Genomic DNA, 22,912 nt, shown 5'->3' with positions numbered 1-22,912 from the left:
CCGATACAAGATTCCAAGACCGCCTTCGCTGGCAAGCCAGCTCCTACAACCCTCATTTCTGATAGTTGTTCTCATTCGCTAATTTTTCCGGTCTGCATTCGTTTTATAGGGACGACGTGCCTTTGTGCTTCCCGCCACTGATCCGGATACCCAGAAATGAATGCTGAAGACTCCTTGAAACTTGCTCGCCGGTTTATCGGGTTGCCCCTGGAAAAGCGCCAGATGTTCCTTGCGGCCTTGCACAAGGAGGGCGTGGATTTCGCCCGGTTTCCGATTCCGGCAGGGGTTGCGGCCGAGGATCGCCAGGCGCTGTCGTACGCCCAGCAACGCATGTGGTTTCTCTGGCAGTTGGACCCGCAAAGCGGCGCCTATAACTTGCCGGGTGCGGTGCGCCTGACCGGTCGCCTGAACCTGCCGGCGCTGGAACAGGCATTCGCCAGCCTGGTGGCGCGCCACGAAACCTTGCGCACGGTGTTCGCCGCGCAGGCTGACGACAGCTTGCTGCAAGTGCCGGCCACGGCGCCGCTGCTGATCGAACAAGTCGATTTCAGCGCCTTGCCGGCCACCGAGCGCGAGCAGGCGGTGGCCGAAGCCGCCGAGCGCCAATCGGTGCTGCCGTTCGATCTGGGCATTGGCCCTTTGCTGCGCGTGACCTTGCTCAAGCTCGCCGAACAGGAACACGTGCTGCTGTTGACCCTGCACCACATCGTGTCCGACGGCTGGTCGATGAACCTGCTGATCGACGAATTCATCCGCTGCTACGACGCCTTCCATGCCGGTGCACAACCGCAACTGGCAACCTTGCCGATCCAGTACAGCGACTACGCCTTGTGGCAACGCCGCTGGCTGGAGGCTGGCGAGCAGGCGCGTCAGCTCGAGTACTGGCAGGCACAATTGGGCGACGAGCACCCGGTGCTGGAGCTGCCCACCGATCACCCGCGCCCGGCGATGCCGAGCTATCGCGGCACCCGCTACGAGTTCGCCGTCGACGGACAACTGGCCGAGCAATTGCGGGCCACCGCGCAGAAACACAACATCACCTTGTTCATGCTGCTGCTCGGTGCCTTCAATGTGCTGCTGCATCGCTACACCGGGCAGACCGACATCCGCGTCGGCGTACCGATCGCCAACCGCAACCGCGCCGAGATCGAAGGGCTGATCGGCTTCTTCGTCAACACCCAGGTGCTGCGCACGCAACTGGACGGCCAGGTCCGGGTCGACGAACTGCTGCGCCGCATCAAGGAAACCGCACTCGGCGCCCAGGCTCACCAGGACTTGCCTTTCGAGCGCCTGGTCGAAGCGCTGAAACTGGAGCGCAGCCTCAGCCACACGCCGCTGTTCCAGGTGATGTACAACCACCAGCCGCAGGTCGCGGACATCTCCACGGTGACCACGGCGTCCGGCCTGGTGCTGGGCACGATCGAGTGGCAAGGGCGCACCACCCAGTTCGACCTGACCCTGGACACGTACGAAAAAGGCGGCAAGCTGCACGCCGCGCTGACCTACGCTAACGACCTGTTCGACGCCACGACCATCGCGCGCATGGCGCAGCATTGGACGCACCTGCTACAGGGCATGGTCAGCGATACCCAGCAGCGCATCAGCGATCTGCCGCTGCTGGAACAAGCCGAATACCAACTCATCGTCCATGACTGGAACCGCGCCGATGACGGCTTCGCCCGGGACTTGTGCATTCATGAACTGATCAGCCAGCAAGTCGCCGCGACCCCGGATGCGCTTGCCGTGACCTTCGCCACCCGCCAGATGACCTATGGCGAACTCGACCACCAAGCCAATCGCCTGGCGCACAAGCTGATCGAACTCGGCGTCGGCCCGGAAGTCCGGGTCGGCGTGGCCATGCAGCGTTCCGAGCAACTGCTGGTGGCCTTGCTGGCAGTGCTCAAGGCCGGTGGCGCCTACGTGCCGCTGGACCCGGATTACCCCGCCGAACGCGTGGCCTACATGCTCGAAGACAGCCGCGCGCTGGTGCTGCTCACCGAAGCGGAAGTGGCCAGGACCCTGAGTGTGGCGAGCGATACCCAAGTGGTGCTGATGGACAGCCTCGCGTTGGCGGCTTACCCCATCAGCGCCCCGGTCACCGGCGTCACGCCGGACAACCTGGCCTACGTCATCTACACCTCCGGCTCTACCGGCAAGCCCAAGGGCGTGGCGATTGCCCATCGCAACGTGTTGGCGCTGATCGACTGGTCGCAGGCGGTGTACAGTCGCGACGACATTCAAGGTGTGCTGGCGTCGACGTCGGTGTGCTTCGACCTGTCGGTGTGGGAACTGTTCGTCACCCTGGCCAACGGTGGATCGCTGATCATCGCCCGCAACGCCCTGGAGTTGCCGCAGCTGCCGGCCCGGGACCGGGTGCGCTTGATCAACACCGTGCCCTCGGCGATCAACGCGTTGCAGCGCGACGGGCACATCCCGCCGAGCGTGCGCATCATCAACCTGGCCGGTGAGCCGTTGAAACAGAGCCTGGTGGAGGCGCTGTACCAGCAACCGACCGTCGAGCACGTCTACGATCTGTACGGCCCTTCGGAAGACACCACCTATTCCACCTGGACCCGCCGCGAAGCCGGTGGCCGCGCCAATATCGGCCGCCCGCTCAAGCACACCGCCAGCTATCTGCTGGACGCCGACCTGCAACCGGTGCCACAAGGCGTATCCGCCGAGCTGTACCTCAGCGGCGCGGGCATCACCCGTGGTTACCTGGCACGGCCAGGCCTGACCGCAGAAAAGTACGTACCCAACCCGTTTTCCAGCACCGGCGAACGCCTGTACCGCACCGGTGACCTGACCCGTTATCAGGTCGACGGTACCTTGCAGTACGTTGGCCGTATCGACCATCAGGTCAAGGTCCGTGGCTTCCGTATCGAGCTGGGTGAAATCGAAGCGCGGCTGTTGCAACAGGACGCGGTGCACGAACTGGCGGTGCTGGCCCAGGACGGTATCAACGGTCAGCACCTGGTGGCCTACATCGTGCCGAGCGATCCGGCACTGCTGGTCGACCTCGACGCGCAAGCGACCCTGCGTGAGTCCCTGAAGGAGGCCTTGCGTCAGCACCTGCCGGACTACATGGTCCCGGCGTTCCTGCTGTTCCTCGAGCAACTGCCGCTGACCCCCAACGGCAAGCTCGACCGCAAGGCGCTGCCGGCGGTGGACGGCAGCCAGCAACAACGCGAACACGTCGCGCCACGCAGTGCGCTGGAAAAATCCCTCGCGGCGATCTGGCAAGACGTGCTGGCCATCGACAACGTCGGCCTGGAAGACAATTTCTTCGAACTGGGCGGCGACTCCATCGTCTCGATGCAAGTGGTCAGCCGCGCGCGGCAGGCCGGGATCCTGCTCAGCCCCAAGGACCTGTTCCAGCACCAGACCATCCGCAGCCTGGTCCAGGCGGCGCGCAGTGGCGAGCAACAACTGATCGACCAGGGTCCAGCCAGCGGCGCGGTAGCGCTGGCACCGGTGCAACAGTGGTTCTTCGAACAGGCTATCCCTGCGCGTCAGCACTGGAACCAGTCGCTGTTGCTGGTACCGCGCGAGCCGCTGAACATCGAGGCGCTGGAGCGTGCCCTGGAACAATTGCTGACCCATCACGACAGCCTGCGCCTGCGTTATCAACAGACAGATAGCGGCTGGCAGCAGGCCTATGCCGCGCCGACCACCGACTCGGTGCTGTGGCAGCGCCAGGCGCAATCGGTCGAAGCGCTGAACACCTTGTGCGATGAAGCCCAGCGCAGTCTCGACCTGCACAACGGCCCGTTGCTGCGCGCACTGCTGGTTTCGATGGCTGACGGCAGCCAGCGTTTGCTGCTGGTGGTTCACCATCTGGCGGTGGACGGTGTGTCCTGGCGCGTGCTGCTGGAAGATCTCCAGCAGTTCTACAACGGCGCTGCGGCGCCAGCGAAAACCAGCAGCTACCAGCGCTGGGTCGCGCGTTTGCAGGATCACCTTCCAGCCTTCGAACTCAGCCTCGGCCACTGGCAGGCCCAACTGCAGGACGCGCCAGTCGACCTGCCGTGCGAACGCCCGCACGGCGCACTGGAATACCGCTTCGAACACAAACTCGAAATCAAGCTCGATACCGAACAAACCCGCCAGCTGCTGCAACAGGCCCCGGCGGCCTACCGCACCCAGGTCAACGACCTGCTGCTGACCGCACTGGCCCGCGCCGTTGGCCGCTGGAGCGGGCAGGGCAGCACGCTGATCCAGCTCGAAGGCCATGGCCGCGAAGACCTGTTCGATGACGTCGACCTGACGCGCAGCGTCGGTTGGTTCACCAGCCTGTTCCCGGTCAACCTCAAGCCTGCTGCCGATCTCGGCGCCTCGATCAAATCCATCAAGGAACAACTGCGCAGCGTCCCGGACAAGGGCCTGGGCTACGGCGCGCTGCGCTACCTCGGCAGCGCACCGACCCGCGCCGAACTGGCAGCGTTGCCGCAACCGCGCATCACCTTCAACTACCTGGGGCAGTTCGACCGTCAGTTCGACGACGGCGCGTTGTTCACCCCGTCCACCGAAGGCAACGGCATCGCGCAGGACCCGTCGGCACCGCTGGGCAACTGGCTGGTGGTGGAAGGCCAGGTCTACGGCGGCGAGTTGTCCCTGAGCTGGGGCTTCAGTCGTGAGATGTTCGACACCGCGACCGTCCAGCGCCTGGCTGATGATTACGTCCAGGAACTGATCGCCCTGATCGAACATTGCTGCGCCCTTGAAGCACCGCAAGCCACGCCATCGGACTTCCCGCTGGCGCGCATCGATCAGGCGCAACTGGACGGGCTGCCGCTCGCCGTTGCCAATCTCGAAGACCTGTACCCGCTGTCGCCAATGCAACAGGGCATGCTGTTCCACACCCTATACGAACCGCAGGTCGGCGCCTACATCAGCCAGTTGCGCCTGGACATCGGCGGGTTGGACACCGAGCGATTTACCCGCGCCTGGCAAGCCGCGGTCGAGCGTCATGACATCCTGCGCAGCAGCTTCCATTGGCAAGGCCTCGATAGCGCACACCAGGCGATTGCCCGTCAGGTCGCGTTGCCACTCCAAGTGCTTGAAGCGACTGACACCGAGGCACTGGCCGACGCCGAGCGTGCGCAAGGTTTCGAGCTGGGCATGGCGCCGTTGTTTCGCCTGAAACTGGTGCGTACCGGCGCTGACGCCTGGCACTTGATCTACACCAGCCACCACATCCTGATGGACGGCTGGAGCAACGCACAGTTGTTGGCCGAAGTGATCCAGCACTACGCCGCCGGCCAGCCGCTGCCAGCGCCAAGCGGTCAATACCGCGACTACCTGGGCTGGTTGCAACAGCAATCGGCAACCACCGGCGAGCAATTCTGGAAAGCCGCATTGGTACCGCTGCAAGCACCGACCTTACTGGCTGAAGCCTTGCGTCCACCGGTGGGCGCCACGGGTAACGAAGAGCATCGCGTCAACCTCGACAACCGCGCCACCCAGCGTTTGGCCGAGTTCGCCCGTCAACAGAAAGTCACCCTCAACACCCTGTTGCAAGCGGCGTGGAGCCTGTTGCTGCAACGCTACACCGGCCAGGATTGCGTGGTGTTCGGCGCCACCGTGGCCGGGCGTTCGGCGCCGTTGCCGGGGATCGAACAACAGCTGGGCCTGTTCATCAACACCCTGCCGCTGGTGTGCGCGATGAAACCGGACCAGACCGTCAGCCAGTGGCTGGGCGAATTGCAAGGCCTGAACCTGGCCATGCGTGAGTTCGAACACGTGCCGTTGTACGACATCCAGGGTTGGGCGGGGCAGCAGGGTTCGGCACTGTTCGACAGCTTGCTGGTGTTCGAAAACTTCCCGGTGGCCGAAGCGCTGAAGCAGGGCGCGCCGGCCGGGTTGTCGTTCGGCAACCTGCACAACCACGAGCGCACCCACTATCCGCTGACCCTGGGCATCGAACTGGGCGAAGGCCTGGGTCTGGAGTTCAGTTATGACGCGGCGCGGTTCAGCGCGGCTCAGGTCGCACAGTTGTCAGCTAATTTGCAGCACCTGCTGATGCAACTGGTGGCGTCGCCGGAGGCTGCTTTGGGCTCGCTGGAACTGCTCGATGTCGAGGGCAAAAACGCGGTGCTCGCGATCAGCCAGCCGCCTGCGGTCGAGTTATCCACAACGCTTCTGGCCCACGAACAAATCGCCACGCAAGCCGCTGCCACTCCCGATGCACTGGCATTGCAGGTGGACGGCCACACCCTGAGCTACGGCCAACTCAATGCACAAGCCAACCACCTGGCCCAGCGCCTGATCGACAACGGCGCCGGCCCCGGCAAGCGCGTCGGCCTGGCCGTGCATCGCGGCCCGCAACTGATCGTCAGCCTGCTGGCGGTGCTGAAAAGCGGCGCGGCCTACGTCCCCCTCGACCCGAAATACCCAACCGAACGCCTGGCCTACATGATCGAAGACAGCCGCCTCGACGTGCTGCTGCACGAATCCGGCCTCCTCGAAGACGTACCCAACGTAGAACGCCTAACCCTCGAAGACACCACACCTCCTGTAGGAGCGAGGCTTGCCCGCGAAGGCGTCCTCCCTGCCGCCGACGATCTGGCCTACATCATCTACACCTCCGGCTCCACCGGCCAACCCAAAGGCGTCGCCATCACCCACGCCGCCCTGCACGAGTTCTGCCAGACCGCCGCCGACTACTCAAGACTGTCACCCACCGATCGCGTCCTGCAATTCGCCACCTTCAGCTTCGACGGCTTCGTCGAACAATGCTTCCCGGCATTGTGCGTCGGCGCAACCTTGATCATGCGCGGCGACGACCTGTGGGACGCCGGCCGACTGGCTACGGAAATCGTCAAGCAGGGCGTGACAGTGGCCGACTTGCCGGCCGCCTACTGGTTCCTGCTGGCCCGCGAATGCGCCAGCGGCGTGGTGCAAAGCCTCGGCGATTTGCGCCAGGTGCACGTCGGCGGCGAGGCGATGTCGGTGGAAGGTCTACGCCTGTGGCATCAAGCAGGTTTGAGCCACGTGCGCCTGCTCAACACCTACGGGCCGACCGAGGCGACCGTGGTGTCCAGCGTGCATGAATGCCAATTGGCCGATGCCAGCGATGCCTTCGGCATTCCAATCGGTCGGGCCATCCCTGGCCGGGCGCTGTACGTGCTGGATGCGGCCGGTCAGCTACTGCCGGCTGACGGCGTCGGCGAATTGTGCATCGGCGCACCGGCCTGCCTGGCGCAAAGCTATTTCGACCGTCCGGCGCTGACCGCCGAACGATTCCTCCCGGACCCGTTTGCCCGTGAACCGGGCGCACGGCTGTACCGCAGCGGTGACCTGGCGCGCTACAACGGTAACGGCGATCTGGAATACGTCGGGCGTATCGACCATCAAGTGAAGATTCGCGGTTTCCGCATCGAGATGGGCGAGATCGAAGCCTGCCTGCAAGCCCGGGACGAAGTGCGCGAAGCCGCCGTCATCGCCCAGGACGGCACACAATTGGTTGCTTACGTCGTCGCCAGCGGCGCGGTGGTTGCGCAGGCTGAATACCTGGCAGGGCTCAAGGCCGTCCTGCAACAGTCACTGCCGGAATACATGGTGCCGAACCATATGGTCCTGCTCGACCGATTGCCGCTCAACAACAACGGCAAGCTTGATCGCAAGGCCCTGCCACGGGTTGAAGCGGGCGATGCGCAACGTGCCTTCGCAGCGCCTGCCGAAGGTCTGGAAATGCAACTCGCGCAGATCTGGCAAGAAGTGCTGCAGGTCGAGAAAATCGGTCGCGACGACAACTTCTTCGAGCTGGGCGGGCATTCGCTGCTGGTGCTGCAAGTGATCTCCCGTGTACGTCAGCAACTGCAACTTGAGTTGTCGGTGAGCAGCCTGTTCTCGGCGACGAATCTGGCGGAGTTCGCTGAGCGCGCGGCGCAAGCGACCCTCAGCGGCCAACCGTCGCTGCAACGCGCAGCGGACGATCAGCCGCGCCTGCTGTCCTACGCCCAGCAACGCCAGTGGATTCTCTGGCAACTGGACCCGCACAGCGCGGCCTACAACATCCCGGCGGCGCTGCGCCTCAAAGGCCCGCTGAACCGCGACGCCCTGCGCAAAACCTTCGCCCAGCTGCAGCTGCGCCACGAAACCCTGCGCACCACCTTCGAACAGGATGGACAGCAGGCGCGGCCGGTGGTGCATGTCGAGCTGCCGTTGCAGTTCAACGAACAGCTCATCAATGCGTCGGCGATCAACACTGCGGTGGCTGCGGAAATCGCCCGGCCTTTCGATCTGCGCAACGGCCCGCTGTGGCGCTGTTTGCTGCTGCAGGTCAGCGCCGAAGACCATGTGCTGGTGCTCACCGTGCACCACATCGCCGCCGATGGCTGGTCGATGCAGGTGATGGTCGATGAGTTCAGCGCGCTGTATCAGGCTGCCGTTGAAGACCGTGCAGCCAACCTGCCGGCACTGCCGGTGGCTTACAGCGACTACGCCCATTGGCAACGCGACTGGCTGGAAGCTGGCGAGGGCGCGCGGCAACTGGCGTGGTGGCGCGAGCAACTGGCAGGCAGCCAGGCGCCGCTGGAGTTGCCGAGTGAACTGACACGCCCGGCCCGCCGCAGCGAGCGCGGCGCCAGCCTGACGTTGAACATCGATCGCCAGCTGCTGGCCGGTTTGCGTGAGCGTGCGCAGGAGCAGCAAGTGACGCTGTTTATGTTGTTGCTGGCGAGTTTCCAGACCCTGCTGCACCGCCAGAGCGGGCAGTCGAGCATCAGCGTCGGCGTGCCGAGTGCCGGCCGTTCGCGCCTGGAAACCGAAGGCCTGATCGGCTTCTTCATCAATACCCAGGTGCTGCGCGCCGAGATCGACGGGCAGCAACCGTTCAGCGCGCTGCTGCAACAGGTCAAGCAAACGGCCTTGGCCGCGCAAGCCCATCAGGATTTGCCGTTCGAGCAACTGGTCGATGCCCTGCAGCCGGACCGCAGCCTCAATCACAGCCCGTTGTTCCAGGTGCTCTACAACCATCAGCAAAAACTCGGCGCCAGTGTCGAGCGCGCAGTGGCCGAATTGCAGGTCGAGCGTCTGCACTGGCAACAGCACACGGCGCAATTCGATCTGGTGCTCGACACTCAGGAGCAGGACGACGAGCTGGACGCCAGCTTGAGCTACGCCACCGATCTGTACGACGAGGCTTCGATGCAGCGTCTGGCCGAACAGTGGCTGAACCTGCTGCGTGCGGTGGTCGCAGATCCGCAGCAGCGCGTGGCTGAACTGCCGTTGCTGCAAGCGCCGCAATACGACGATTTGATCCAGCACTGGAATCCGACCTTCGAGGCACAAGCGCAGTCGCCAACCTTGCATCAACTGTTCGAAACCCAAGCCGCGCAACGGCCGGACGCCATCGCACTGACCTGCGAAGGCGAGCAGATGAGCTACGCCGCGCTCAACGCCCAGGCCAACCGCCTGGCGCACAAACTGCGCGAGCAGGGTGTCGGCCCCGAAGTGCGCGTGGGTATCGCCACCGAGCGGGCGATGCCGCTGGTAGTTGGCTTGCTGGCAATTCTCAAGGCCGGTGGCGCCTACGTGCCGTTGGACCCGCAATACCCGGCCGAGCGCCTGAGCTACATGATCGACGACAGCGGCATTGGCTTGCTGTTGACCCAGGCTCACCTGATCGACGGCTTACCCACCCGCGAAGGCGTGCAGGTCCTGGACCTGGCGGCCTTGCAGCTGGACCGCTACAGCACCGACAACCTGGCGCCATTGGCGACCCCGGACAACCTCGCCTACGTGATCTACACCTCCGGCTCCACCGGCCGGCCAAAAGGCGCCTTGCTCAGCCATGGCAACGTCGGGCGCTTGCTCACGGCCACCGCGGGCGAGTTCAATTTCGGTGCCGACGATGTCTGGACCCTGTTCCACTCCTACGCCTTCGATTTCTCGGTGTGGGAGCTGTTCGGTTCGCTGTGCACCGGCGGGCGCCTGGTGATCGTGCCGTACTACATCAGCCGCGAGCCGCAGGAGTTCCACCGCTTGCTCTGCGATGAAGGCGTGACGGTGCTGAACCAGACCCCGACCGCGTTCCGCCAGCTGTTGCCGATCGCCTGCGCCAGCCCGCGCAGCCTGGCGTTGCGCCAGGTGATCTTCGGTGGCGAAGCACTGGAAGTGGCCAGCCTGCGCCCGTGGTTCGAACGCTTCGGCGACCGGCAACCGACCCTGGTGAACATGTACGGCATCACCGAAACCACGGTGCACGTGACCTACCGCGCGATCCGCCTGGCCGACCTCGACGGCAAGGCCCAGAGCCCGATCGGCCTGCCGATCCGCGACCTGCGCTGGTACTTGCTCGACAGCCAGTTGCAACCGGTGCCGGTGGGCGTGGCGGGCGAGCTGTACATCGCCGGTGCCGGCCTGGCGCGGGGTTATCACGGGCGTTTCGGCCTGACCGCCGAGCGTTTCGTGCCGAGCCCGTTCGACGCTTCGCAGCGCCTGTATCGCAGCGGCGACCTGGCGCGCCAGCGGGCCGACGGCAGCATCGACTACCTGGGGCGGATCGACCAGCAAGTGAAGATCCGCGGGTTCCGCATCGAACTGGGCGAGATCGAAGCGGCCGTGCTGGCGCAGCCGGGTGTGCGTCAGGCGGTGATCAGCGTGCATGTCGACGACGGCGGTCCGCAGCTGTGCGCCTACGTCGTCGCCGAACACCTGCCGAATGATCCGATCGCCTGGCGCGACAACCTGCGCGCCGCGCTCAAGGTCGACCTGCCGGACTACATGGTGCCCAGCCACTGGCTGCTGCTCGATGCCTTGCCGCTGACCAGCAACGGCAAGCTCGACCGCAAGGCCTTGCCGCTACCGGATGCCCAAGACTGGCAGCGCCCGTTCGAAGCCCCCGAAGGCGAACTCGAACAGCAACTGGCCGCGATCTGGGCCGAGGTGCTGGGCGTGGCCCGGATCGGCCGGCGCGACAACTTCTTTGAATTGGGCGGGCATTCGCTGCTCGCCGCCCAGGCCAGTGCCCGTGTGGAACTGGAACTGGGCATCGAGCTGCCGCTGCGCGCGCTGTTCGAAAGCAACGACCTTCAGGCTTATGCCGCCATGGCCGGGGAAAAAGTCCCGACTGACAACGATGCACGCCTGGATGCGCTTGAGTCGCTTCTGGACGAGATGGAGTTCAACTGATGGAACACAGCACTGCCCAGCGTATTGCCACCCGTTTCGCCGGCCTGCCTGCCGACAAGCGCCGCGAGTTCCTGACAAAAATGCAGGAGCAGGGCGTGAGCTTCGGCCAACTGCCGATCCCGCCCGCCGTCGAACCACAAGCGACCTTCGAGCTGTCCTACGCGCAGCAACGCCAGTGGTTCCTCTGGCAGCTCGACCCACAGGGTTCGGCCTACAACATTCCTGCGGCCCTGCGCCTGCAGGGGCCGCTGAACCTTGCGGCGTTGCAACAGAGTTTCGACGTGCTGCTGGAGCGGCATCAGAGCCTGCGCAGCCGTTTTGTCGAGGACGACGGCCAGGTGATGCAAGCCCTGGCGAGCTTCAACACGCTGCCCATCGAACAGCACGATCTGCGCACCGAACCCGAGGCGCTACGGCTTGAATCGGCGATGAAAAAAGTCGAAGCGGAGATTGCCCGGCCGTTCGACCTGCAACACGGCCCGCTGTTGCGCGTCAGCCTGTTGCAGCTGGACCTTGATGATCATGTGTTGGTGCTGACCCTGCACCACATCGTCACCGATGGCTGGTCGATGGGGGTGCTGGTCGAGGAGTTTTCAAGGCTCTACGCTGCCTATTGCCAGGGCCAGAGCGCTGAGCTTGAAACGCTGCCGATCCAGTATTCGGACTATGCCGCCTGGCAGCGTCGCTGGATGGAAGCGGGGGAGCTTACGCGTCAACTCAATTGGTGGCGGGAAAAGCTCGGCAGTGAACAACCGCTGCTGGAATTGCCCACCGACCGCCCACGCCCTGCACAACCGAGCCAGCAGGGCGCGCGCCTGGATTTCGCCCTCGACTCAACATTGGCCCGCGGCCTGATGAGCCTGGCCAAACAGCGCGGCGTCACGCCGTTCATGCTGTTGCTGGCGAGTTTCCAGGCGCTGCTCTACCGCTACAGCGGCCAGTCCGACCTGCGCATCGGCGTACCCATCGGTAACCGTAACCGTGCGGAAACCCGGGGTCTGATCGGCTTCTTCGTCAACACCCAGGTGATGCGCGCCGAACTCGACGGCCGGCTGCCGTTCACCCAGTTGCTCGACCAGACCCGCGCCTTTGCGCTGGATGCCCAAGACTATCAGGACTTGCCGTTCGAGCGCCTGGTGCAGGCACTGCAAGGCGAGCGCAGCCTGAGCCACAGCCCGTTGTTCCAGGTGATGTTCAACCACCAGCAGGCCAAACCCGCAGCGGTCAGCGGGTTGCTGGCCGGCCTTCGTGTCGAGGCGCTGAACGCCACGGCGCACACCACCCAATTCGACCTGCAGCTGGACACCCAGGAAGAGGGCGACAAGCTGTTCGCCAGCCTGACCTACGCCACCGATCTGTTCGATGCCGAACGCATCGAGCACCTGGCCCGGCATTGGCGCAACCTGCTGGCCGGGGTGCTGGCGAACCCGCAAACCCCGCTGGCCGAATTGCCATTGCTCGATGCCGACGAGCACCTGCGCATCCTCGACGACCTCAACGACACCGCTCAAGCCTATCCAGGTGAAGTCTGCGTACAGCGGCATTTCGAAGCGAGGGTAATGGAAAATCCACAGACGACGGCGCTGGTGTTCCAGGGCCAGTCCCTGAGCTACGCCGAGCTCAACCTGCGCGCCAACCGCCTGGCCCACCACTTGCGCGCCCAGGGTGTCGGCCCGGAAGTGATCGTGGGGATCGCCTGCGACCGTTCGCTGGAAATGGTCGTCGGCCTGCTGGCGATCCTCAAGGCCGGCGGTGCCTACGTACCGCTGGACCCGGAATACCCGCTCGATCGCTTGAGCTACATGATCGAGGACAGCGGCATTTCCCTGCTGTTGACCCAGGAGCACCTGCTGGCGCAACTGCCGACGCCGGACAGCGTGCGCACCCTGTGCCTGCAAGCGCACGCCGAGTGGCTGAGCGACCTGCCGGGCGATGATCTGCCCAACCTGGCTGTCGGCGAAAACCTCGCCTACATGATCTACACCTCCGGTTCCACCGGAAAACCGAAAGGCGCGGGCAACCGTCATGTAGCCTTGCATAACCGCCTTGAGTGGATGCAGCAGGCCTACAACCTTCTGCCGAGCGACCGCGTGCTGCAAAAGACGCCGTTCAGTTTCGACGTGTCGGTATGGGAATTCTTCTGGCCGTTGATCAAAGGCGCCACGCTGGTCATCGCCGCGCCGGGCGAGCATCGCGACCCGCAGCGCCTTGCCGCACTGATCGTCGAGCAGGCGATCACCACGCTGCACTTCGTGCCATCGATGCTCTCGGCCTTCATCGCTGCCGACGAGGCGCTGGCCTGCACTTCGCTGACGCGCATCATCTGCAGCGGCGAAGCATTGCCGATGGAGCTGCAACGCCAGACCCTGCGCAGCCTGCCGCAAGCCCATCTGTATAACCTGTATGGCCCGACCGAAGCGGCCATCGACGTGACCCACTGGACCTGCGTGGAAGAGGGGCGCGACAGCGTGCCAATCGGCCGGCCGATCGCCAACCTGCGCACCTTGATCCTCGACAGCGAACTGCAACCCTTGCCGCTGGGCGCGGTGGGCGAACTGTACCTGGGCGGTATCGGCCTGGCGCGGGGTTATCACCGCCGTGGCGCGTTGACCGCCGAGCGTTTCGTGGTCGACCCGTTTGGCAGCGGCGAGCGCCTGTACCGCACCGGTGACCTGGCGCGTTATCGCGCCGACGGTGCCATCGACTACTGCGGACGTATCGACCATCAGGTGAAGATTCGCGGCTTGCGTATCGAGCTGGGGGAAATCGAAGCGCGCCTGCAAGAACATGCCGGCGTGCAGGAAGCCGTGGTGCTGGCCCTCGACAGCCCGAGCGGCAAGCAACTGGTGGCGTACATCGTGCCGCAGGATCGAGGCTTGGTCAGCGCCGATGCACAGCAGCAAGGCGCCTGGCGCGAAACCCTGAAAAGTCATCTGCTCGGCAGCCTGCCGGACTACATGGTGCCGGCGCAGACCGTGCTGATCGAACAGATGCCCCTGAGCCCCAACGGCAAACTCGAGCGCAAGCGCCTGCCGGCACCGACCGCGCAGGTCAGCCAGCGCGCGTTCGAAGCGCCACGCAGCGAGCACGAGCGCGTGCTGGCGCAGATCTGGCAGGACGTGCTGGGCCTGGAGCAGGTCGGACGTCAGGACAACTTCTTTGAACTGGGCGGCGACTCGATCATTTCGATCCAGGTGGTCAGCCGCGCCCGCCGTGCCGGCCTGAGCCTGCAACCGCGCGACCTGTTCCAGCAACAGACCCTGCAAGCGCTGGCCGCGGTGGTGAAAGAGCAGGCAGCGCCCTTGGCGCAACAAGGGCCGGTGGATGGCGTGCAGACACTCACGCCGATCCAGCGCTGGTTCTTTGAAGAACCGATCCCGCAGCGTGCCCACTGGAACCAGGCGGTGTTGCTGACGCCGCGCGAAACCCTCGAACTTCCACGCCTGCAAGGCGCCCTGCAACGTGTACTCAAGCAACACGATGCCCTGCGCTTGCGTTTCAGCCAGATCGACGGCCAATGGTCGGCGCGTTATGTCGGCGCCGACAGTGCCGATGTCATCGACATGCTCTGGACTGCCCGCGTCGCCAGCGATGCCTCGCTCGAATCGGTGTGCGACGAAGCCCAGCGCAGCCTCAGCCTGCAGGACGGGCCGCTGCTGCGCGTGGCTCTGATCGCCCAGGCCGATGGTGCCCAGCGCTTGCTGCTGGTCATCCACCACCTGGCGGTGGACGGGGTGTCCTGGCGCGTGCTGCTGGAAGATCTGCAGGCCGCGTATCAAGGCCAGGACCTACCGCCCAAGACCAGTGCTTTCCAGGCCTGGGCGGACAAACTCGATGCTTATGCCAAGTCCGAAACGGCCATGAATGAGTTGAGCTGGTGGCAGAGTCATCTGCACGGTGCCAGTGATTCGTTGCCGGCGGCCAATGCACAAGCGAATCAGGCCGGGCATCTGCGCCAAGGCGTCAGCATCGGCCTGGACCGCGAGCAGACCCGCCAGCTGCTGCAACAGGCCCCGGCGATCTACCGCACCCAGGTCAACGACCTGCTGCTGACCGCACTGGCTCGCAGCCTCAGCCGCTGGACCGACAGCCAATCGGCGCTGATCCAGCTCGAAGGCCACGGCCGCGAGGAGCTGTTCGACGACATCGACCTGACCCGCACCGTCGGTTGGTTCTCCAGCCTGTTCCCGGTGCGCCTGACGCCGACGGCCGACCTCGGCGGCTCGATCAAGGCAATCAAGCAACAACTGCGGGACATCCCCGGCAAAGGCCTGGGTTACGGCCTGTTGCGCTACCTGGGCGATGCTGCGGCGCAAGCGACACTGGCCGCATTGCCGCACGCGCGGGTCACCTTCAACTACCTCGGCCAGTTCGACCAGAGCTTTGCCGAGGATGCGCTGTTCACGCCAGCACGCGAATCCAGCGGCGCCGCGCAGTCGGCCGATGCACCATTGCCCAACTGGCTGTCGGTGGACGGTCAGGTCTATGGCGGTGAACTGAAACTCGACTGGACCTTCAGCCGCGAATGCTTCGAGCTGCGCGAAATCGAAGCCTTGGCGAACGATTTCCGCGCTGAACTGTTGGCGCTGATCGACCATTGCCTGAGCGACGGCGCCGGCGGCGTGACCCCGGCGGACTTCCCACTGGCGCGTTTGAGCCAGGCGCAACTCGATGGCCTGCCAGTGCCGCCGGCGCAGATCGAGGATGTCTACCCGCTGTCGCCGATGCAGGCGGGTCTGCTGTTCCACAGCCTCTACGAATCCGAGTCTGGCGCCTACGTGAACCAGCTCAGCGTCGAAGCCCGTGGCCTCGATGCCGATCGTTTGGGCCGTGCCTGGCAAGCCGTGCTCGACAGCCACGCGATCCTGCGCAGCAGCTTCCACTTCCCCGAAGGTTTCGAGGCGCCGGTGCAACTGGTGCATCGTCATCTGCGATTGCCGATGACCTGCCTCGACTGGCGTGGTCGCGAGAATCAGGCCGATGCGCTGGCGCAACTGATCGACAGCGAACGCCTGCAACTCGATCCGACCCGCGCACCGTTGATGCGCCTGACCCTGGTGCGTCTGGACGATGAGCGCCAGCAACTGATCTACACCCACCATCACCTGTTGCTCGATGGCTGGAGCAATTCGCTGCTGCTCAGTGAAGTGCTGCAGCGTTATGCCGGGCAGGACGTACCTGCACCCACCGGGCGATTCGCCGACTACATCGGCTGGCTGCAACGCCAGGATGCCGAGGCCGACGAGCTGTTCTGGCGCGAGCAACTGGCAGCACTCGACAACCCGACCCTGTTGGCTGAAAGCCTGTCCCACAACAATCTGGCGGACACGGCATTTGCCGATCACCGCCAGACCTTCGACGTCGCCACCAGCCAGCGCTTCAGCGACTTTGCCCGGCAGCAGAAAGTGACACTCAACACCCTGGTGCAAGGTGCGTGGGCATTGTTGCTGCAACGCTACAGCGGCCAACGCAGCGTGGCGTTCGGCGCCACGGTGGCGGGGCGTCCGGTGGACTTGCCGGGGGCCGAAAGCCAGCTCGGCCTGTTCATCAACACCCTGCCGGTGATCAGCAGCCCGGACGCGGTGGAAAGCGTCGAGCAATGGCTGACGCGTTTGCAAGCGCAAAACCTGGAACTGCGCGAGCACGAATTCACCGCGCTGGGCGACATTCAGCGCTGGGCCGGACGTGCCGGCGAGCCGCTGTTCGACAGCCTGCTGGTGTTCGAAAACTTCCCAGTCGCCGAAGCCTTGCAGCAGGGCGCACCGGCTGGCTTGAGTTTCTCGATCCCACAGAACCACGAACGCACCAACTTCCCGCTGACCCTGGCGGCCACCGCCGAAAACCAGCTCAGCATCAACTGGAGTTACCAGTGCAGCCACTTCAGCCGCGAGGCGATCGCGCGCATGAGCGAGCACCTGGCTGCGCTGCTGGCGGCGATGGTGGCTGCGCCACAGGCGGCGTTGAGTGAGCTGAACCTGCTGACCGGCGCGGAACGCAACCAGCAACTGCTGGAGTGGAACCCGCCGTTCAGCGCAGAAGAAAACCCGCTGTGCGTGCATCAACTGATCGAGGCCCAGGCCGTCATCCGACCCGACGCCACGGCGCTGATCTTCAACGACCTGGAACTGAGCTTCGACCAGCTCAATTGCCGCGCCAACCAGTTGGCCCATCGCCTGCGCGCCTTGGGTATCGGCCCGGAAGTGCGGGTCGGCCTGGCCATGCAGCGTTCGCCAGAAATGATCATCGGCCTGCTGGGGATCCTCAAGGCCGGCGGCGCCTACGTGCCGCTGGACCCAGCCTACCCGGCGGAGCGCCTGCGCTACCTGATGGAAGACAGCGGCATTTCCCTGCTGGTCAGCCAATCCTGGCTGCGGGAAAAACTGCCACTGCCCGATGGCTTGCCGGTGCTGGAAATCGACCGCGAACCGCTGGCGGCCATGGCCGAGAGCAACCCGGTCAACCTCACCTGCGGTGAGAACCTCGCCTACCTGATCTATACCTCGGGCTCCACCGGCCGGCCCAAAGGCGTCAGCGTGGCCCACGGCCCGCTGGCCATGCACTGCGTGAAGATCGGCGAGTTGTACGGCATGACCCCGGACGACCGCGAACTGCAATTTGCCTCGATCAGCTTCGACGGCGCCCATGAGCGCTGGCTGACGCCGCTGGTGTTCGGTTCGGCGGTGATGCCCCGCGATGACGAGTTGTGGAGCGTGGAGCGCACCTGCGCCGAGATCGAAAAGCACGGCATCACCATTGCCTGCTTCACCCCGACCTACCTGGGGCAGATCGCCGATTTCATGGGCGAAGCCGGGCGTGACCTGCCGATCCGCTCCTACACCCCGTGCGGTGAAGGGATGGCCAAGCATGCGTTCGACGAGGTGCAGCAAGTCCTGCAACCCAAGCGCTTGATCAACGGCTATGGCCCGACCGAAACGGTGATCACGCCGCTGATCTGGCTGGCCTATCCGGACACCGAATTCGACTCGGCCTTCATGCCGATCGGCCGCCCGGTGGGCAACCGCAGCGCCTACATCCTCGACGGCGGCTTGCAGCCGTTGCCGGTTGGCGTGGCGGGTGAGTTGTACCTGGGTGGCGAGGGCGTTGCCCGTGGTTATCACCAACGCCCGGACCTGACTGCCGAACGCTTCGTGCCCGATCCGTTCGTACCGGGGGCGCGTCTGTACCGCAGTGGTGACCTCGCGCGGTTCCGTGCCGATGGCGTCGTCGAGTACCTGGGCCGTATCGACCAGCAAGTGAAGATTCGCGGTTTCCGTATCGAACTCGGCGAAATCGAAGCCTGCCTGCTCGAACATGACGGCGTGCGTGAAGCCTTTGTGATTGATCGCGAAGGTCCGGTGGGCCGGCAACTGGTGGGCTACGTGGTGCCGCGCGATCCGCTGGCCGACGAGCAGGAACTGCGTAACGCATTGACTGCGCACCTGCGCAGCCGTTTGCCGGCGCACATGCTACCGGCGCATTTGATGTGCCTGGCCGCGTTGCCGCTGACGCCGAATGGCAAGCTCGATCGCCAGGGATTGCCAGCGCCTGAAGCGACTCGACAGACTCAGGATCAGGTGGCCGCCGCGTCGCCTGCCGAAGCGCTGTTGGTGGAAATCTGGCAGGACTTGCTCGGCCTGGACTCGGTGGGCGTCACCGAGAACTTCTTCGAACTGGGCGGTGACTCGATCATCTCGCTGCAAGCGGTAAGTCGTGCCGGGCTGCGCGGGCTGGTGTTCAGTCCCAAGCAACTGTTCGAGCAGCAGACCATTCGTGCACTGGCCGCGGTGGCGAGCCGCCGTGAAACGGCATTGATCGAAGCACCAGCAGTCGAGGCTTTTGCGCTGGTGCCATATATCGATGTATCCGTCCGCGAGGGTCTGCAAGATCTGTATCCGCTGTCGCCGATGCAGCAGGGCATGCTGTTCCACTGCCTCGAATCGCCGCAGCTCAACCCCTACGTCAACCAGTTGAGCGTGGCGGTGGACGGCTTGCAGGTGCCGCGATTCCGCGCGGCGTGGCAAGCGCTGATCGAACGTCATGAGGTGCTGCGCGCGGCGTTCCGTTGGCGTGACGGCCTGGCCGATCCGCTGCAAGCGGTGTTCGCCAGCGTCGAGTTGCCGATTGAAGAGTTCGACTGGCGCGACCGTACGGACACCGAACAAGCGCTGAGCGAACTGGCCGCCGCCGAACAGGCCAAGGGCTTCGACCTGAGCTGCCCGCCGCTGATGCGCTTCATCCTGGTACGCCTGGGTGAAGCGCGTTACCAGATGATCTGGATCTACCACCACCTGCTGCTCGATGGCTGGAGTGCCTCGCGCCTGCTGGGCGAGATGCTGCGCCTGTATCACCACGACAGCCTGCCGGCGCTGGCCGGGCGTTACGCCGACTACATCGCCTGGCTGCAACGCCAAGACGAGGCGCAAGCGGAAGGCTTCTGGCGTGAGCGCCTGGCGTCGCTGGAAGCACCGACCATCCTGGCCACGGCATCGGGCGCAGAAGGCTCCGGCCACGGCGTGATGTACAGCGACCTCGACGCCGAGGCGACGCGCAAGTTGCACAGTTTCGCCAAGCGTCAGCGCGTCACCCTCAACACCCTGGTCCAAGGCGCCTGGCTGTTACTGCTGCAACGCCATAGCGGTCAGCGCAGCGTGGCGTTCGGGGCCACGGTGGCGGGGCGGCCGACGGGGCTGGCCGGCGCCCAGGACATGCTCGGCCTGTTTATCAACACCTTGCCGGTGATCCAGACCCTCGACCCGCAACAGCCGCTGGGCGAGTGGTTGCGCGACTTGCAGGACTACAACCTGGCCGTGCGCGACTACGAACACACGCCATTGTCCGACGTGCAGCGCTGGGCCGGGCAGGGTGGCCAGGGCCTGTTCGACAGCATCATCGTGTTTGAAAACCATCCGGTGGACCGCGCCTTGAAAGGGGGCGAGGAAGGTGAGTTGCGCTTTGCCGAAGTCGGCAGCGGCGGCGTCACCAACTTCCCGATGGACTTGATGGTCAGCGCCAACGAGCAGGGTCTGGAAGTCGAGTACCTGTACCTGCGTGATCGCTTCAGCGAACAGGAAGTGCAGCGCATTCGCGCACAGATGGAAGGTTTGCTCCGTGCGTTGCCAGAGGATGCGGACTGTCTGCTCGGCAACATTGGTTTGCCTGAGGCGCGTTTGAGCTTGCCGCAAGTGTCCACCGATCAGGCTGATGTGCTGCACAGCTATAACCACCATGTGCGCACACAACCGCAGAAAATCGCCTTGTTCTGTGAGGATCGCGAAGTCAGCTATGCCGATCTTGAACACCAGGCCAATGCGCTGGCGCAGCGGTTGATCAGTCGTGGCATTGGCCCGGAAAGCCTGGTAGCGGTGGCCTTGCCCCGTTCGGAACGCACCATCGTCGCGTTCCTTGCCGTGCTCAAGGCCGGTGCGGCGTATCTGCCGCTGGACCTGTCATACCCGGTCGAGCGCCTGGCCTACATGCTCAGCGATTCGGCCGCCAGCCTGTTGCTGTGCGACAGCGACCTGGGTGATCGCCTGGCACTGGCTGACAGCCCGCCACGCTTGTTGCTTGATCAGACGAGCCTGGCTGGCAGCACCGAGTGTCCGGTTTCCCATGCACTGCCGGGGCACCTGGCGTACCTGATCTACACCTCAGGCTCCACCGGTCAGCCCAAAGGCGTGGCGGTGGAACGTGGACCGATTGCCCGGCATTGCCGCGGCATCATCGACCTCTACGAACTGGCACCCCGCAGCCGCGAACTGCACTTCATGTCGTTCGCCTTCGACGGTGCCCAGGAACGCTGGCTGAGCGTGCTGCTGGCCGGTGGCAGCCTGGTGATTCGCGAAGACAACCTGTGGACCCCGGAACAGACCCTGGAGGTGCTGCACCGCCACAGCGTCACCGTCGCCTGCTTCCCGCCGGCGTACCTGCAACAGATGGCCGAAGTGGCCGAGCGCCTAGGCAATCCACCGGCGGTCGAGGTGTACTGCTTTGGCGGTGATGCGGTACCGGACGCCAGCTTCGAACAGGTCAAGCGCGCCTTGCGCCCGCAGCGCCTGGTCAACGGCTATGGGCCGACCGAAACCGTGGTCACGCCGTTGCTGTGGCGTGCCGAGGCCAGCGAAACCTGCGAGGCGGCCTATGCGCCGATTGGCCGTGGTGTGGCGGGCCGTGGCCTGTACATCCTCGACGCCGATCTCAATCCGCTGCCGGTCGGTGTCAGCGGCGAGCTGTACCTGGGCGGCGAATGCGTGGCCCGTGGTTACCACCAGCGGCCGGGCATGAGCGCCGAGCGTTTCATTGCCGATCCGTTTGCGGCCGGTGGCCGCATGTACCGCACTGGCGACCTGGTGCGCCAGCGCGAGTGCGGCTTGATCGACTACCTCGGCCGGCTCGACCAGCAGGTGAAGATCCGCGGTTTCCGTATCGAACTGGGCGAGATCGAAGCCCGCCTGCGTGACTGCGCCGGGGTGCAGGATGCCGCCGTGGTGGTGCACGACACGCCCACCGGCAAACAGCTGGTCGGTTATGTGGTGGCCGCCGCTGCCGCCGGGTTGGATCGGCGCTTGAAGGCCGACCTGCAAGAGCAGATGCCGGACTACATGGTGCCGGCGCGGATCCTGGTGCTGGAGCGCTTCCCGCTGTCGGCCAACGGCAAGCTCGACCGTCGCGCACTGCCGGTGCCGGAATGGGCGCTTGGCGGTTACCGCGCGCCGCGCAACGCCCTGGAAAGCGCGCTGGCGACGATCTGGCAAGAGGTGTTGGGAGTGCCGCAAGTGGGCATCGACGACAACTTCTTTGAACTCGGCGGCGACTCGCTGCAAGTGCTCAAGGTCATCTCGCGGGTGCGCAGCCAGCCGCAACTGGGCTTCGAATTGAAACTGCGCGACCTGATGCAGAAACCCTGCATCGCCGAACTCAGTGGCTATCAGGCTGCCGAGACTTCGAGTGCGCCGGACCCGTTGCTGGCCTTGAATGGTCGGGTGGCGAACGTACCGGCGCTGTTCTGCCTGCATGCCGGTTTCGGCACGGTGTTCGACTACGAGCCCCTGGCCCGTCGCCTGGAAGGCCGGCGCACGGTGTACGGCCTGCAATGCCGCATGCTGCTCGACCCGCAATGGCAGGATCAGTCGCTGCTGGCCATGGCCCAGGCCTACGCGCAGCGAATTCGCACGCAACAACCTGAGGGGCCGTATTACTTGCTCGGCTGGTCGCTGGGGGGCGCGTTGACGCAACTGGTCGCCCATGAACTGGAAAGCCAGGGGCAGACGGTGACGTTTGCCGGGTTGGTCGATAGTTATGTGGCGGGTACGGCCGAGGCGGGGGACTGGCGCGAAGATCTGGCGGATTTCCTGAAGTTTGTCCTCGGTCAACCGTCTGAAGAAGCACAGGCATTGATTGCCTTGAAAGCCGCAGGCCTGAATGAGCGCGAAGGCGCCGCCGCGGTGATCGAGGCGGCCATGCACAGCGCCAATGGCCACGCGGCGTTGGGCGCCAGCGAACTGACGCAGATCTTCGCCACCGGCTCGTCGCTCAAGCAACTGGCCCTGGCCCAGCGGCAATTGCCGAAGGTACAGGTTGGCACCCATCGCTGGTGGGTGGCCGGACGCGACGACGAACGCCGGGTGTTCGAGGCCCAGGTGGGGCATCACGGAGTGGATCGTCTGTTGGCGGGCGGGCACTACGAGTTGCTGCGTGGTGATGAGTTACTCGACGAACTTGAACAGCTGTTGGAGCACAGCCCAGCCATAGCCTAAAACGCAGGCCCCCTGTAGGAGCT

At 64.7% G+C, this 22,912-nt stretch carries 2 protein-coding genes; both read left to right on the top strand.

What is annotated here, in order from left to right:
- Positions 1 to 156: 156 nt before the first annotated feature.
- Positions 157 to 11,136 carry a non-ribosomal peptide synthetase gene (locus HFK74_RS11935; RefSeq protein ID WP_180203673.1) on the top strand — a complete coding sequence of 3,660 codons (10,980 nt, stop codon included), beginning with the start codon at positions 157 to 159 and terminating at the stop codon, positions 11,134 to 11,136.
- The gene (locus HFK74_RS11930) at positions 11,136 to 22,889 is read left to right on the top strand and encodes a non-ribosomal peptide synthase/polyketide synthase (RefSeq protein ID WP_180203672.1); all 11,754 of its coding nucleotides are present in this window, start codon (positions 11,136 to 11,138) and stop codon (positions 22,887 to 22,889) included. The genes HFK74_RS11935 and HFK74_RS11930 overlap by 1 nt, the downstream gene beginning before the upstream one ends.
- Positions 22,890 to 22,912 lie beyond the last annotated feature (23 nt).

The organism is Pseudomonas sp. SbOxS1, assembly GCF_013416725.1.
Classification (GTDB): domain Bacteria; phylum Pseudomonadota; class Gammaproteobacteria; order Pseudomonadales; family Pseudomonadaceae; genus Aquipseudomonas.
Note: the sequence above shows the minus strand (reverse complement) of the source record. Positions and strands in the feature narration are given on the sequence as shown.